The sequence below is a fragment of the Bradyrhizobium sp. BRP20 genome, assembly GCF_020194215.1.
GTDB lineage: Bacteria > Pseudomonadota > Alphaproteobacteria > Rhizobiales > Xanthobacteraceae > Bradyrhizobium > Bradyrhizobium yuanmingense.
Genome location: NZ_JADYVY010000005.1, coordinates 291,580 through 306,051, shown reverse-complemented (window position 1 = coordinate 306,051; position 14,472 = coordinate 291,580). Strand labels below are relative to the sequence as shown.

Annotated in this window: 10 protein-coding genes; 4 read left to right on the top strand and 6 right to left on the bottom strand. The window is 65.9% G+C overall.

Features of this window, described 5'->3' with window-relative positions; all coding sequences use genetic code 11:
* Positions 1-64 precede the first annotated feature (64 nt).
* Entirely contained in the window at positions 65-2,980 is a 2,916-nt protein-coding gene (gene ppdK, locus I6F33_RS15100) for a pyruvate, phosphate dikinase (RefSeq protein ID WP_036024905.1), read from the top strand.
* 170 nt (positions 2,981-3,150) lie between these two features.
* Here ppdK and I6F33_RS15095 read toward each other — a convergent pair whose 3' ends face one another.
* Both I6F33_RS15095 and I6F33_RS15090 read right to left on the bottom strand, forming a co-directional pair.
* On the bottom strand, positions 3,151-4,425 hold the full coding sequence (locus tag I6F33_RS15095; protein ID WP_225143115.1) for a multidrug effflux MFS transporter: 1,275 nt from the start codon (positions 4,423-4,425) through the stop codon (positions 3,151-3,153).
* 232 nt (positions 4,426-4,657) lie between these two features.
* A complete protein-coding gene (locus tag I6F33_RS15090; protein WP_225143113.1) occupies positions 4,658-6,487 on the bottom strand; it encodes an aminopeptidase P family protein in 1,830 nt (609 codons plus the stop codon).
* 187 nt (positions 6,488-6,674) lie between these two features.
* On the opposite strand from I6F33_RS15090, the gene I6F33_RS15085 reads away from it, so the two are divergent.
* Entirely contained in the window at positions 6,675-6,854 is a 180-nt protein-coding gene (locus I6F33_RS15085; RefSeq protein WP_036037320.1) for a hypothetical protein, read from the top strand.
* A 39-nt stretch (positions 6,855-6,893) separates the two neighbouring features.
* On the opposite strand, the gene I6F33_RS15080 is transcribed toward I6F33_RS15085, so the two are convergent.
* The gene (locus I6F33_RS15080) at positions 6,894-7,781 is read right to left on the bottom strand and encodes a 50S ribosomal protein L11 methyltransferase (protein WP_225143111.1); all 888 of its coding nucleotides are present in this window, start codon (positions 7,779-7,781) and stop codon (positions 6,894-6,896) included.
* 154 nt (positions 7,782-7,935) lie between these two features.
* Between I6F33_RS15080 and I6F33_RS15075 the strand changes: the two genes are divergently transcribed.
* Positions 7,936-8,100 (top strand): Flp family type IVb pilin, encoded by a 165-nt coding sequence (locus I6F33_RS15075; RefSeq protein ID WP_036006397.1) that lies wholly within the window; start codon positions 7,936-7,938, stop codon positions 8,098-8,100.
* Positions 8,101-8,374: 274 nt separating this feature from the next.
* Here the strand turns inward: I6F33_RS15075 and I6F33_RS15070 are convergent, their stop codons facing one another.
* On the bottom strand, positions 8,375-9,985 hold the full coding sequence (locus tag I6F33_RS15070; RefSeq protein ID WP_225136592.1) for an NAD(P)/FAD-dependent oxidoreductase: 1,611 nt from the start codon (positions 9,983-9,985) through the stop codon (positions 8,375-8,377).
* A 230-nt stretch (positions 9,986-10,215) separates the two neighbouring features.
* On the opposite strand from I6F33_RS15070, the gene I6F33_RS15065 reads away from it, so the two are divergent.
* Positions 10,216-12,495 (top strand): fused MFS/spermidine synthase, encoded by a 2,280-nt coding sequence (locus tag I6F33_RS15065; RefSeq protein ID WP_225143109.1) that lies wholly within the window; start codon positions 10,216-10,218, stop codon positions 12,493-12,495.
* 106 nt (positions 12,496-12,601) lie between these two features.
* On the opposite strand, the gene I6F33_RS15060 is transcribed toward I6F33_RS15065, so the two are convergent.
* The gene (locus I6F33_RS15060; protein ID WP_225143107.1) at positions 12,602-13,597 is read right to left on the bottom strand and encodes a glycerophosphodiester phosphodiesterase; all 996 of its coding nucleotides are present in this window, start codon (positions 13,595-13,597) and stop codon (positions 12,602-12,604) included.
* A 37-nt stretch (positions 13,598-13,634) separates the two neighbouring features.
* Complete coding sequence (locus I6F33_RS15055; RefSeq protein ID WP_225143104.1) at positions 13,635-14,444, bottom strand: L,D-transpeptidase; 810 nt, start codon at positions 14,442-14,444, stop codon at positions 13,635-13,637.
* Between the last annotated feature and the right edge of the window lie 28 nt (positions 14,445-14,472).

The window sequence follows — 14,472 nt, the reverse complement described above, 5'->3', positions numbered from 1 at the left end:
GGGCCCGCCCAAAGTGGTGTAAGGCCCGCGATTTCCCATTCCTCTCGCAGGTTGTGTGCAAGCTATGGCCAAAGCCGCCTCGAAGCCTTCTAAAACTGCAGCGAAATCAAAGCCCTCCGCCAAGGCGAAGGCCGCGCCGGCGGCCCGCAAGGCGCTGGCCAAGAGCGCGCCGAAGCCGGTCGCCAAACCCACTGCAAAGCCGGTGGCAAAGGCAATGACCAAGGCGGCTTCGCCGAAGGTTGCCGCGAAGCCTGCGCCGAAGAAGGTTGTGCCTGCCAAGGCGGCGCCGGCAGCGGCGAAGGCCGGCAAATGGGTCTACACGTTCGGTGACGGCAAGGCCGAGGGCCGGACGGAAATGCGCGACCTGCTCGGCGGCAAGGGCGCCAACCTCGCTGAGATGGCCAATCTCGGCCTGCCGGTGCCTCCGGGCTTCACCATCCCGACCTCGGTCTGCACCTATTTCTACGAGCACGACAAGACCTACCCGAAGGAACTGAAGCCGCAGGTTGAGAAGGCGCTCGACTATGTCGGCAAGTTGACCGGCAAGGTGTTCGGCGACACCAGGAACCCGCTGCTCGTCTCGGTGCGCTCCGGCGCGCGCGCCTCGATGCCGGGCATGATGGACACCGTGCTCAATCTCGGCCTCAACGACCAGACCGTGGAAGCGCTGGCCGAGCTGTCGGGCGACCGCCGTTTCGCCTATGACAGCTATCGCCGCTTCATCACGATGTATTCCGACGTGGTGCTCGGCTTCGAGCATCATCACTTCGAGGAGATCCTCGACACCTTCAAGGACAGCCAGGGCTACACGCTCGACACCGATCTGTCCGCCGAGGACTGGGTCGAACTGGTCGGCAAGTACAAGGACGCGGTCGCACGCGAGACCGGCAAGGAATTCCCGCAGGATCCGCACGACCAGCTCTGGGGCGCGATCGGCGCGGTGTTCTCATCCTGGATGAACGCGCGCGCGGTGACCTACCGCAAGCTGCACGACATTCCGGAATCCTGGGGCACCGCGGTCAACGTGCAGGCCATGGTGTTCGGCAACATGGGCGAGACCTCGGCCACGGGCGTTGCCTTCACCCGCAACCCCTCGACCGGCGAGAGCAAGCTCTACGGCGAGTTCCTGATCAACGCACAAGGCGAGGACGTGGTCGCGGGCATCCGCACGCCGCAGGACATCACCGAGGAGGCGCGCAAGGAGTCGGGCTCCGACAAGGCGTCGATGGAAGCGGCGATGCCGGAAGCCTTCAAGGAGCTGACGCGGATCTACACGCTGCTCGAGAAGCACTACCGCGACATGCAGGACATGGAGTTCACCGTCGAGCAGGGCAAGCTCTGGATGCTCCAGACCCGCGGCGGCAAGCGCACCGCCAAGGCCGCGCTGCGTATCGCGGTCGAGCTCGCCAATGAGGGCCTGATCTCGAAGAAGGAAGCGGTGACGCGGATCGATCCGGCCTCGCTCGACCAGCTCCTGCATCCGACCATCGATCCCAACGCCAAGCGCGACGTGATCGCAACCGGCCTGCCGGCTTCGCCGGGTGCGGCCTCCGGCGAGATCGTGTTCTCCTCGGACGAGGCGGCCAAGCTTCAGGGCGACGGACGCAAGGTGATTTTGGTCCGCATCGAGACCAGCCCGGAAGACATCCACGGCATGCACGCCGCCGAAGGCATCCTGACCACGCGCGGCGGCATGACCTCGCACGCGGCGGTGGTCGCGCGCGGCATGGGCAAGCCCTGCGTCTCCGGCTGCGGCACAATCCGCGTCGATTACGGCCGCGGCACCATGAGCATCGGCTCGCGCACCTTCAAGACCGGTGATGTCATCACCATCGACGGCTCGCTCGGCCAGGTGCTCGCCGGCCGCATGCCGATGATCGAGCCGGAGCTGTCCGGCGAGTTCGGCACGCTGATGAATTGGGCCGACCAGGTCCGCAAGATCGGCGTCCGGGTCAACGGCGACACGCCTGACGACGCGCGCACGGCGATCAAGTTCGGCGCGGAAGGGATCGGTCTCTGCCGCACCGAGCACATGTTCTTCGAGGAGACGCGCATCCGCACGGTGCGCGAGATGATCCTCTCCGAGGACGAGCAGTCGCGCCGCGCCGCGCTGGCAAAACTGCTGCCGATGCAGCGCGCCGACTTCGTCGAGCTGTTCGAGATCATGAAGGGCCTGCCCGTCACGATCCGGCTTCTGGATCCTCCCCTTCATGAATTCCTGCCGCACACCCATGCCGAGGTCGAGGAAGTGGCACGCGCCATGAACACCGACCCGCGGCGCCTCGCCGACCGCGCCCGGGAGCTCTCGGAGTTCAACCCGATGCTCGGCTTCCGCGGCTGCCGCATCGCCATCGCCTATCCCGAGATCGCCGAGATGCAGGCCCGCGCGATCTTCGAGGCGGCGGTCGAGGCGCAGAAGCGCACCGGCAAGGCCGTCGGCCTCGAGGTGATGGTGCCGCTGATCGCGACCAAGGCCGAGCTCGACCTGGTCAAGGCACGGATCGATGCCACCGCACAGGCCGTGATGCGCGAGACCAACACCAAGCTGGCCTATCAGGTCGGCACCATGATCGAGCTGCCGCGCGCTTGCCTGCTCGCGGGCGAGATCGCGCAGTCGGCCGAGTTCTTCTCGTTCGGCACCAACGACCTGACGCAGACGACCTACGGCATCAGCCGCGACGACGCGGCGAGCTTCCTCGGTCCCTATGTGGCGAAGGGCATCCTCACGGTCGATCCCTTCATCTCGCTCGATCAGGAAGGCGTCGGCGAGCTGGTCAAGATCGGCGTCGCCCGCGGCCGCAAGACCCGCACTTCGCTCAAGGTCGGCATCTGCGGCGAGCACGGCGGCGATCCCGCCTCCGTCGCCTTCTGCCACCATATCGGTCTCGACTACGTCTCCTGCTCGCCCTACCGCGTGCCGATCGCGCGGCTTGCAGCGGCGCAGGCCGCGCTCGGCAAGGCGATCGCGAGCCAGGCGTAAGCCGAAACACAGACTTGAATTGAGAGAGGCGGGGCCCAGCCCCGCCTCTCATTTTTGGCACTGCTCTCTCCGCGTCGTCATTGCGAGCCACCGGGCAAAGCGCGGCCCGATGACAGGCTCCACAAAGCAATCCAGAAGCGTTCCGCAGAGGGGACTCTACTCGGCGCCCCTCACATCATCCCCGTCTCGTCCTCCTCGGCCTGCCCGATCAGCGCCTCGCTCGCTACCGCCTCGCGGCGGGGCACGACGAACATCATCACGCAGGCGCAAAGGATCGAGATCGCGAGGACCGCTGAGGTCAGCGGCAGCGTCGTTGCGGAGTGGCCGCCGAGATAGGCGCCGAACTGCGACATCAGCGCGCCAACGCCTTGCTGCAGGAAGCCCATCGCGCCCGAGGCGGTGCCGGCCGCTTCGGGACGGATGCTGATGGCGCCGGCGGCGGAATTCGCCATCACGAAGGCATTGCCGGCCATCACGATCATATGGGTGCCGAACAGCCAGGCGGGCGCCTCGTTCCAGCCGACGAAGCTCCAGATTAGGTTCGCAAGGCTGCCGCAGAGTTGCAGGGCGAGCCCGAACCAGATCAGCTTCTCCAGCGAGTGGCGCGGCGCAAAGCGCACGCAGAGCAGGTTGCCGACCAGAAACGCAAAGCCCGTCGTTGCGAACCAGGCGCCGTATTCGGCGCTGCTGCGGCCCATCTGCGTCACCACGATGTAGGGCCCGCCGCCGGCGAAGGTGAAGATGATCTGGGACGCCAGCACCTGGCACATCACATAGCCGACGAAGGCGCGGTTGCGGATGAGCATGCCGATATCGCCGCGGAATCCGCTGCCGGCGGCGCGGCTGCGGCGGGTCTCAGGCAGCGCCAAGGCGATCCCGACGGCAACGACGATGGCGGCGATGGTGATGGCATAAAAGATCGCGCGCCATCCCAACGCGGTCTCGATCAGGCCGCCGGTGAGCGGCGAGACCATCTGCCCGATCATCAGCGCCGCGACCACGAGGCTGATCATCGGGGCGACGCGGTCGCGCTCGTAGATGTCGCGGATGATGGCCCGGCTGATCACCATGCCGGATGCGCCGCCGAGCGCCTGGAAGAAGCGTGCGGCGATCAATTGCGGCAGGGTCTCGGCGAAAATGCAGGCGACGCTGGCCGCCACCATCAGTGCAAGTCCTCCGAGCAGCACCGGACGCCGCCCGAACCGGTCCGACAGCGGGCCCATGATCAGCTGCGACAGCGCGATGCCGACCATGTAGAGCGACACCGTCATCTGCGCGATCGAGATGTCGCTGCCGAAATCCGTCGCCAGCACCGGCAGCGCCGGAACCAGGATGTAGAGCGAGATCGGTGCGACCCCGGTCATCACCACCAGCAGCAGCAACACCAGACGCGAGGTCGCGAGGTTGCCGGCCGCTTCGGGCGGCTTGCTGATGATGCCGTGCATCGCCGGACACTAGCCGCATCGCGTTGCGAGCGAATACGCTCATTTCGGCATACGGCTATGCGCGAGGCGTCAAGGCGCTGGGCCTGTAGGGTGGGCAAAGACGCGCTCTTTGCGCGGCGTGCCCACCATTGCTGCCGTCACCCGGAGATGGATGGTGGGCACGCATCCGCCTCCGCTCTTCGAGCGGCAGCGGATGCTTTGCCCACCCTACGCAGGCAGTCTTATGACGGAGTTAGAGCTTCAGCTCCGCCGTGGCCTGATCGAGCCAGGTCTTCGTCGCCTCGTCCAGCGCCGGCCGCACGTCGTCCCTGACGCGCGCATGGTACGCGTTCAGCCAATCGAGCTCGTCGCGGCTCAGCATCGCGACATCGATCAGACGGCGGTCGATCGGCGCCAGGGTCAGCGTCTCGAACGCGTTCATCGGCTTCTCGGCACCCTTGATGTCGGCGGCGACGACCAGCTCGAGATTCTCGATGCGGATGCCGAAGCCATCGGTCTTGTAGTAGCCGGGCTCGTTCGACAGGATCATGCCGCGCTTCAACGGCGTGGTGCCGAGCTTCGAAATTCGTGCCGGTCCTTCGTGCACCGAGAGATAGCTGCCGACGCCGTGGCCGGTGCCGTGCTCGAAATCGAGCCCGACGGCCCAGAGATATTGCCGCGCCAGCGTGTCGAGTTGCGCGCCCGTGGTGCCGTCCGGAAAGACGGCGCGCGCGATCGCGATGTGGCCGCGCAGCACGCGGGTGAAGCGGTCGCGCATCTCATCCGTCGGCTCGCCGACCGCCATGGTGCGCGTGACGTCGGTGGTGCCGTCTTCATATTGCGCGCCGGAATCGATCAGCAGGAGATCGCCGGGCGCGATCCGCCGGTTGCTCTTGCGGGTGACGCGGTAATGCACGATGGCGCCGTTCGGGCCGGTGCCGGAGATGGTCGGGAACGAGACGTCCCTGAGCGCGCCGGTGTCGCGGCGGAAGGTTTCCAGCGCCTCGACCGCGTCGATCTCGGTGAGCTTGCCGCTTGGCGCCTCGCGATCGATCCATGCGAGGAAGCGCGCCAGCGCCACGGCGTCGCGCAAATGAGCCGTCTTGGTGCCCTTGATCTCGGTCGCGTTCTTGACCGCCTTGAGCAGTGCAACCGGATCGCTGCCGCGCACCGGCTTGCCGCCGGCCCCGCTGATCAGGCGGCTGAGTGCGTCGGCCGCTGTGGCATTGTCGAGCGCAATGGCCGCACCGCTCTTGGCCAGCGCCATCAGCGTCGGCGCCATGGCGTCCGGTTCGCGCACGTCAGCGGACTGCTCGAGATGGTCGCGTGTGAGGTTGGAGAGCTTCCGGTGGTCGATGAAGATGGTGGGACGGCCGTCCTTCGGCACCAGCGCGTAGGACAGTGGCAGCGGCGTATGGGCGACGTCGGCGCCGCGGATGTTGAAGGTCCAGGCCACCGCGTGACTGTCCGACAGCACCAAGGCATCGGTGCCGAGCTTGGCGATCTCGGCCCTGATCTGGGTCAGCTTCTCCGCTTCAGTGATACCGGCGTGCTGAAGGCTGTGCACCGCGACGGGGGCGATCGGCGGCTGCGGCCGGTCCTGCCAGATCGCGTCGATCGGATTGCTGTCGACCGCGACCAGCTCGGCCCCGGCCTTGGTGCAGGCGGCGGACAATCGCTCGGCTGCCGAAAAAGTGTGCAGCCACGGATCAAATCCGAGGCGGTCGCCGGCTTTCAGATGCGCCGCCACCCAGCTCTCCGGCGGCGGGTCGATCAGCGATTCCACTACCCATGCCTTGGCATCGACCTGCTTGGCCGCCTGCAGCGTGTAGCGGCCGTCGACGAACAGCGCAGCCTCCTGCGGCAGAACCACTGCTAGTCCCGCCGAGCCGGTAAAGCCGGTCAGCCAGGCGAGCCGCTCTTCCGATGGCGGCACATATTCGTTCTGCTGCTGATCGGCACGTGGCACGACGAAGCCGGTCAACTTGCGACGGGCAAGTTCTTCGCGAAGTGCGGCCAGTCGTGCCGCCAACGCGACGCCGGCCTCCGGCTCCTCGAATGTCTGGAAGTGCGCTTCGAACATGGTGGATCACTTTAGGATCATGGAGATCAGTCCGCAATGTAGACGCATTTGCGTCGCATCTGGCATGGACTGTGCTTGAAATAGTTCCATTCGAATTGAGTGGAGTAAAGGATGCGGCAGTTGCGCTTCGTCCGGATAACAGGGAAATTCGAGCGGGTGGTTCATCTCAACGGCGAGGGGACACACAATGCCAGCGTTCACCTTTGAGAAGATTTCGCCGCCGGCGCGCCGCGCTCCGACAGCGGCAGTAACAAAGAAGCCGCGCGGCCTCATCAGCCAGATGATCGACCGTTTCGCCGAGCGCCGCGCCAAACGCGCCTTGCGGGGCAAGCGCGCGTCACGCCGCGACGAGAAGCCGGCCGAGTAGCGCGGCGAGGGAGCGCACCGCCGTCGCGACGCGGTTAGTTCATCCCACCTTCCTCAGCAGCAGACTGCTCCACCCCTCGATGCGCAGATGCTTCACCGGCACGAGGCCGCGGGCGCGATAGGCGGCGATCACGGCGGGCGCCTGGTGCGTCAAGAGGCCGGAGAGGATGACGGGGGCGCCAGGCGCAAGGTGCCGCGTCATCGGGCTTGCCAATTGCCGCAACGGATTGGCAAGGATATTGGCGAGCACCAGGTCGAACGGGCCTGCACGCGCAAAATCTGGCGCGGCAAAGCCGGTCGCGCGGATCACCCGCACATGGTTGCCAACTTCGTTCAGCGTGGCGTTCTCGGCGGCCACCCGGACCGATGGCGGATCGATGTCGGAAGCGAGCACCGCGCGATGCAGCGCCTTCGCCGCCGCGATCGCCAGCACGCCCGTGCCGGTGCCGAGATCGAGCAGGCTCCTTGGGCGGGAGCTCTTCAGGACATGGTCAAGCAGAAGTAAACAGCCGCGCGTCGTGCCATGGTGACCGGTGCCGAAGGCGAGCGCCGCCTCGATCTCGATGGCAAGCTTGTTCGGCGCCACACGGTCGCGATCGTGGCTGCCGTGCACGACGAAGCGGCCGGCCGGCACCGGGACCAGATCTTCAAGGCTGGCTTTGACCCAGTCCTTGGCTTCGACAGTGTCGAAGACGAGCGTCGCCGCGATCTCATTTCCTGCTGAAGTTGCAACGAGTTCGCGCAGCCATGCCTGATCGGGCGCTGCGGCGAAATGCAACGTGACGTCCCAGCGTCCGTCAGGCCGCTCGAACGCGGCGACCGCCGCATCGCCGTCGAAAAAGACCTCGGTGAGCACGTCGACGACGCGCTTGGCGTCGGCTTCGCTGCCGATCGAAAAGCTGGCGCGATAGGTCGGGGAAGGCTGCATTCAGGGTTCCGTCGCGTTCAATTTTTGGAACTTTTGCTGCCCAGTTTTCCGACAAGTTGAGGTTCCCATATTAACGCGCCTGCAGTGTGTGGCCCGTATATTTTCGGATGTACAAGCAAGTCCACGCAGCTTTGAATTGAAACGGAGGCGAGTCTTGAAGCGCATGATTCAGAAGTTCTGGTCGGATGAGTCCGGTGCAACCGCGATCGAATACGGCCTGATCGCCGCGGGTATCGCCCTGGCGATCATTACCGTGGTGAACGGCCTGGGCACCACCATGAACGAGAAGTTCACTTCGATTAGCACCTCCTTGAAGTAATTTCCGCCGCCATTTTCCAGCGGGGGCTATTTTCTTCAAAGGCTGTTCCTGATCACCGCCCGCTAGGGGTTTCCCCTGGCGGGCGAGGTCGTTTTTGCCGCCCGACTTCACAGCTTATCCGCCTGCTTGTCCGGACTTTATCCACCACTTTTCCCCTGATCGCCTCGCCGATTTCCCACCGGCTTTCCCCAGGATCGCTCCTGGCCGTATCGCCCAGGCCTCCTCTGGCCGCTCACAGGCCTTTCGACAGCCTGTCCACCGCCAATCCACAGCCCTATCCACGGCTCCCGAACAGGGCGCGGTGATCCCGCAGGATGGCCTGCGCGGCGTTATGGCCGGGGGCGCCGGTGACGCCGCCGCCGGGATGGGCGCCGGATCCGCAATGGTAGAGGCCTCTCAGCGGCCCGCGATAATCGGCGTGGCCCAGCATCGGCCGCGCCGAGAACAACTGGTTCAATGTCAGCGCGCCGTGGAAGATGTCGCCGCCGAGCAGCCCGAATTGCCGCTCGAGGTCGAGCGGAGACAGGATCTGACGGCCGAGCACGCTCGCCGCGAAGCCCGGGGCGTACTTATCCACCGTCGCGATCATGAGATCGGCGACCTCGTCGCGATGGTCATCCCACGACTTTCCATCGGGAAGCCTTGGGGCGACATGCTGGCAGAACAGGCTCGCGACATGCTTGCCGGCCGGGGCCAGCGTGTCGTCGAGCGTCGAGGGGATCAGCATCTCCACCACGGGCTCGCGGCTCCAGCCCTGCGCGCGCGCGTCGAGCCAGGCGCGATCCATATAGCCGAGGCTCGGCGCCAGGATGATGCCGGAGGTGAGGTGATCGCCCTCGCCTGAGAGCGCCGTGAAGGAGGGCAGGCGGTCCAGCGCCACATTCATCCGGAAGGTGCCGGAGCCGTTCTTCCAATGCCGGATGCGGGCGAGGAAGTCCGCAGGCAGAGCATCGGCCGCGATCAGGCGCGTGTAGAGCAGCTTTGGATTGACATTGGCCGCGACATATTTCGCGCGGATCGCAGAGCCGTTCTCCAGCACGATTCCGACGGCGCGGTCGCGCTCGACGATGACCTCGCGCACACCGGCATCCGTGTCGATCACGACGCCACGGTCGCGTGCCGCGCGCGCCATCGCCTGCGTGATCGCGCCCATGCCGCCGATGGCGTGGCCCCACACGCCCTTCTTGCCGTTCACCTCCCCGAACGCGTGATGCAGCATCACATAGGCCGAGCCGGCGGCGTAGGGGCTGGCATAATTGCCGACGATGGCGTCGAAGCCGAACAGCGCCTTGACCAGATCGTGCTCGAAACGTTCGTCCAGCATCTCGCCGGCCGAGCGCGTGAACAGATCGAGCAGGCTGCGGCTTTGTTCCAGCGTCAGGCCGCGCAGAATGTTGGCGCTCTGCAAAGCGTTCACGGCCTCGCGGACCGCGTTGGTGCCAAAACCGTCGAGCAGGTTCGGCGGCGCGCGGAGCACGAACCGCCTGAGCACGTCGGCAATGTCTTCCAGCTCGCGCGCGAAGCCGTCGAGCGCTTCCGCATCATGCGCGCTGAGCCGCGCCACCGAGGCTTTCGTTCGCCCCTCGCCGGTGAGGAGATAGCTGCCGTCCGGCGCGGGCAGAAAATTCTGCGCACGCCGCTCGACGATGCGCAGGCCCTGCTCGGCAAGCTTGAGGTCACGGATCACCTGCGGATTGAGCAGGCTCACGGTGTAGGCGGCGACAGAATTGCGAAAGCCGGGGTGAAACTCCTCCGTCACCGCGGCACCGCCGACCACCTTGCGCCGCTCGACCACGCGCACGCGCAGGCCCGCCATCGCCAGATAGGTCGCGCAGGTGAGGCCGTTATGTCCCGCGCCGATGATGATGACGTCCGTATCGGTCATGACTTCCTTGGCTTAATTCCGGGGCTACTCGGCAGAGCCGAACTATGATGCGGGCTCCGCACCGGAGAATCTCGAGGTTCCGGGTTCGATGTCGCGCGTCGCATCGGAACGACATCTCTATATCAGGCATTCCTTGCTGCAACATCACGCCACACTTTATTGCCCGTCCAGGCGCCTTGTGCTCCATTGCGCGCGATCCGGCGCCCGCCGGGGTTTGAGCCGGAGCATTCATGGATTCGATCGTGCAACCCGCCGCCACGGAGCAGCCGTCGTCGTCGCGCAACCGGCTGCTGCTGACGATCTACACTGCTGCGATCTTCGTCAGCGCGCTGCTGCTGTTCTCGGTGCAGCCTCTGTTCACCAAGATGGTGCTGCCGCGGCTCGGCGGCTCGCCGGCGGTGTGGTCGGTGGCCATGGTGTTCTTCCAGTCGCTGCTGCTGGCCGGCTATGCCTATGCGCATCTGCTGATGCAGGCGCGGAACCGGATCGTCCCCGTCGCAGTACATCTGGTGCTGCTGTTTGCCGCCTTCGCCACGCTGCCGCTCGGCATCGCCTCCGCCTATGGCGAGCCGCCGGCTTCGGGCTACGCAGTCTGGCTGCTCGCCCTGTTCGCGGTCTCGATCGGGCTGCCGTTCTTTGCGCTCGCCGCGAACAATCCGCTGCTGCAGGCCTGGTTCGTCCGCACCGGCCATCCGGCCGGGCACGATCCCTATTTCCTCTACGCATCCTCCAATATCGGCAGCTTCCTCGCGCTGTTGTCCTATCCGTTCCTGCTGGAGCCGATGTTCACGCTGCAGATGCAGAACCGGTTCTGGACCGGTGGCTATGGCCTGCTGATCCTCCTCATCGGCGCCTGCGGCGTGCTGTTGTTGCGTTCGCCGAAGTTGGCGCTGACCGACACGCGGGCCGAGGACGTGAATGCACCCGCGCCCGGCCTCTTGACGCGGCTGCGCTGGATCTTCCTCGCCGCCGTGCCGTCGGGCCTGCTCATCGCCGTCACCGCGCACATCTCGACCGACGTCGCGGCGGCGCCGCTTTTGTGGGTGCTGCCGCTGTCGCTTTACCTCTTGACCTGGGTCGTCGTGTTCCAGTCGCGGCCGCTGCTGCCGCACAAATGGATGCTGATGCTCCAGCCGGTCGCGATTGCGGGCGTCGTCGTCCTGCTGGCTTTCGGCGGCGAGCAGAACCTGCTGCTGACCCTCGGCGGACATCAACTCTGCTTCTTCGTCATCGCCATGGCCTGCCACGGCGAGCTGGCGCGGACGCGGCCTGCCGCCAAATATCTCACCGGCTTCTATGTCGCGTTGTCGTTCGGCGGCATGGTCGGCGGCTTGTTCGCGGGGCTGGTTGCGCCCTTCACCTTCTCGTGGATCGCCGAATATCCGATCCTGATCGCGCTTGCCGCGCTGTGCCGTCCGTCCGCGAATGAGCGGCTGGCCGCAATCGTCAAATGGTACTGGCTGGCGCTCGCCGCGCTCGCGGTGGCGCTCATCGCGCCGTCATATACGACCGGTGGCCTCTCGACCTGGTTCGAGGATCATCGTGTCTGGGTCGCCGGCGCCGTCGGCGTGCTCGCCGCGCTGCTCGCGCTGATCCTCAATGCCGGGCGCTGGAAGATCTTTGCCACCGTCGTGCTGGCGCTGGCGTTGATCCGCGTCTATCCCGCGGACGAGGGTCGCGTCACGACCGTGCGCAGCTTCTTCGGCGTGCACAAGATCGTGGTGACGCCCGGCGGCTATTTCCACGTGCTGATGCACGGCACCACCATTCATGGCGCCGAGCGTTTCCGCAACAATGACGGCACGCCTGTTGCCGGCCGGCCCGAGCCGATCACCTATTACCACAAGGACGGCGGCATCGGTCAGGCCGTCAGCGCGATCCGCGAGCGTAAGGGCGCGCCGCTGAAGGTCGCCGCGATCGGCGTTGGCTCCGGCACGCTCGCCTGCGCCGCCGAGCAGGGGGAGGACTGGACCTTCTTCGAAATCGACCAGTCCATGGTCGATGCGGCGCGTGATCCCAGGAATTTCCGCTACATCTCGAGCTGCATGCCCGACATGAAGCCCGTCATCGGGGATGCGCGCCTCACCTTCGCCAAGGAGCCCGACGGCGCCTATGATCTCGTCATCGTCGACGCCTATTCGTCCGACGCGATCCCGATCCATCTTGCGACCGAAGAGGCGATGAAGATCTACAAGGACAAGCTCGCGCCGCACGGTGCCGTGGTGATGCACGTCTCCAACCGGCATCTGGACCTCGAAACCGTCGTCGTCGGTATCGCGGACGCCAATGATCTCAAGAGCTGGGTCTTCAACGAGGATTCCGGGCGCGATGGTGACTACATCTTCTCCACCGACGTCGTCATCTCCGCGCGCGAGGAGGCCGACATCGGCAGGCTCGCGTCCTCCAAGCAATGGGAACAGACCGAAGCCGACGACAGGGTGCGGGTCTGGACCGATGACTATTCGAACATCCTGGGCGCGCTGTATCGGCGTTGGAAGGACGGCGAGTAGGGCTCTCTTCGTAGCCCGGATGGAGCGAAGCGCTATCCGGGGGCGCTCCCGGCGTGGTACTGTCCCGGATTTCGCTGCGCTCCATCCGGGCTACGAGGCATCGCAACTACGGCACCACGGGCGTCCCCACCGGCAGCGCAATTCCCTTAGCGCCGGCCACCTCTCGTAATAGATCCGGTCTGTCCGAGATGATGCCGTCGACGCCGAGCTCGATCATGTGCGTCATGTCTTCACGCTTGTTCACCGTCCAGACCACGACGCGCAGTCCGAGCGCGTGGGCCTCGGAGACCAGAGGCGCGGTCACGTCGCCGAAATAGGGCGACCAGATCGCGCCGCCCGCAGCCTTGATCGTGCGCGGCAGCGAGCCGGCGTGATCGGCCGGGTTGAACCCCGCCGTCCAGTTTGTCGCCTTGTCGAGCGCTACCGTCGGAGCCAGGCTGCGCTGGATCGTCAGGTACGCGGTCGGGATGTTCGGCGCCTGCTGCTGGACGCGACGCAAGGTTCGCCAGTCGAACGACTGGATCATGACGCGATCGGAGACTCCCTCGGTCTCGATCACCCCGAGCAGCTTCGCGACGAATTCTTGCGGATCAAGCGTTTCATCGGGACGGTTCGGATCGATCTTGGTCTCGATGTTGAAGCGCACTTGCCTGTTGCCGGACTTGCGCACCAGCGCGAACAGCTCGCGCAAGGTGGGAATGCGAGTCCCCGGGACGGCACGCTGGCCCGGAAATTGTTTCGCATAGGCACTGTCCGGCCGAATCTGGCCGACGTCATAGGTCCTGATCTCGTCGAGCCGCAATTTCACGAACGGCGTGCCGGGCGGAGCGATGTAGGCGCCATCGGGCCGCCGTGCGAGATCGGGATTGAGCCCGCGCTCATGCGCGACGATCACTTCGCCGTCGGCGGTGACGCCGACGTCGAGCTCCAGCGTGTCCACGCCCATCGTCAGCGAATGGGCGAAGGCGGGCAGGGTGTTTTCCGGCAGCAGCGCCCGCCCGCCGCGATGCGCCTCGAGGTCGAAGGCCAAATCAGATCCCGTGGCTTGTCCGGCAGTGAGCAGCGAGAGCAGCACCGGGATTGTCGTGGCACGTGATGGCATGGTGCCTCGACGGTTAAGGCAGTTGATGGTCGCCGCGTCAGTTCTGATAGTAGTAGCCGCGCGGCTGATAAACCTGCCGCGGCTGCGGCTGATAGTAATAGCCCTGCTGGCCGTAGCCCTGGTCGTAATAGGGCCGCGGCTGCTGCTGATAGACCTGCGCGTCGTAGAGCGGGCGGGTGGCCGAGCGCGGCGCCGGATAGCGCGCGCCGGTGTCGCTGCCGTCGGCCGGGTAGATGTAATTGTCGTCCTGCGGCATGTAGCGCCGCGCGGGCTGCGCCGGCGGGGTCAGGTCCACGGGGGCGCCGGTGGTGGCGTATTGGTCTTCGGCCGGCTGCGGGGCGCGGGCGACCGCAGTGTTGTTGCGGCCGCGCGGATTGCGCGCCAGCGCCACCTGTGCCGAGCCGGTCAGCGTCACCGTGGTGTTGAGCACGCCCTGCTGCTGCACCAGCGCATAGAGCGTCGAGGCATTCTGGCGCGACAGGCGCACGCAGCCATGGGATGCCGGCGAGCCGAGCCGGCCGACCGAGTCCGTGCCGTGGATGGCGTGCCCGACCTTGGTGAAGAAGATCGCGTGCGGCATCGGCGCGTCGTCGAATTCCTTGGAGTAGTGATCCTCTTCCATGCGGAAGGCCCGGAAGGCGCCGTTCGGCGTCTCGCGCGAGGGGAGGCCGGTCGACACCGGCCAGCGGTAGCGCGCGACCCCGTCGACGGCGACGGTCATCTGCTGATTGTCCTTGTCGACGGTGATCTCGACCTTGGCTTGCGCCGTGCCCGCGCTCATAAGCATCAGGGACGTGAAAGCAATAAAAAACGAACGCATCTGACTTCTGGCCTCCGGCCTGTTCATGCTTAGCGCCGCGGCTCTCCGTCCCCCG

Excerpts from the sequence above, each read along its gene's own strand:
- I6F33_RS15065 (WP_225143109.1), top strand. The coding sequence starts at position 10,216 with ATGGATTCGATCGTGCAACCCGCCGCCACGGAGCAGCCGTCGTCGTCG.
- I6F33_RS15080 (WP_225143111.1), bottom strand. The coding sequence starts at position 7,781 with ATGCAGCCTTCCCCGACCTATCGCGCCAGCTTTTCGATCGGCAGCGAA.
- ppdK (WP_036024905.1), top strand. The coding sequence starts at position 65 with ATGGCCAAAGCCGCCTCGAAGCCTTCTAAAACTGCAGCGAAATCAAAG.
- I6F33_RS15060 (WP_225143107.1), bottom strand. The coding sequence starts at position 13,597 with ATGCCATCACGTGCCACGACAATCCCGGTGCTGCTCTCGCTGCTCACT.
- I6F33_RS15070 (WP_225136592.1), bottom strand. The coding sequence starts at position 9,985 with ATGACCGATACGGACGTCATCATCATCGGCGCGGGACATAACGGCCTC.
- I6F33_RS15095 (WP_225143115.1), bottom strand. The coding sequence starts at position 4,425 with ATGCACGGCATCATCAGCAAGCCGCCCGAAGCGGCCGGCAACCTCGCG.
- I6F33_RS15085 (WP_036037320.1), top strand. The coding sequence starts at position 6,675 with ATGCCAGCGTTCACCTTTGAGAAGATTTCGCCGCCGGCGCGCCGCGCT.
- I6F33_RS15090 (WP_225143113.1), bottom strand. The coding sequence starts at position 6,487 with ATGTTCGAAGCGCACTTCCAGACATTCGAGGAGCCGGAGGCCGGCGTC.
- I6F33_RS15055 (WP_225143104.1), bottom strand. The coding sequence starts at position 14,444 with ATGAACAGGCCGGAGGCCAGAAGTCAGATGCGTTCGTTTTTTATTGCT.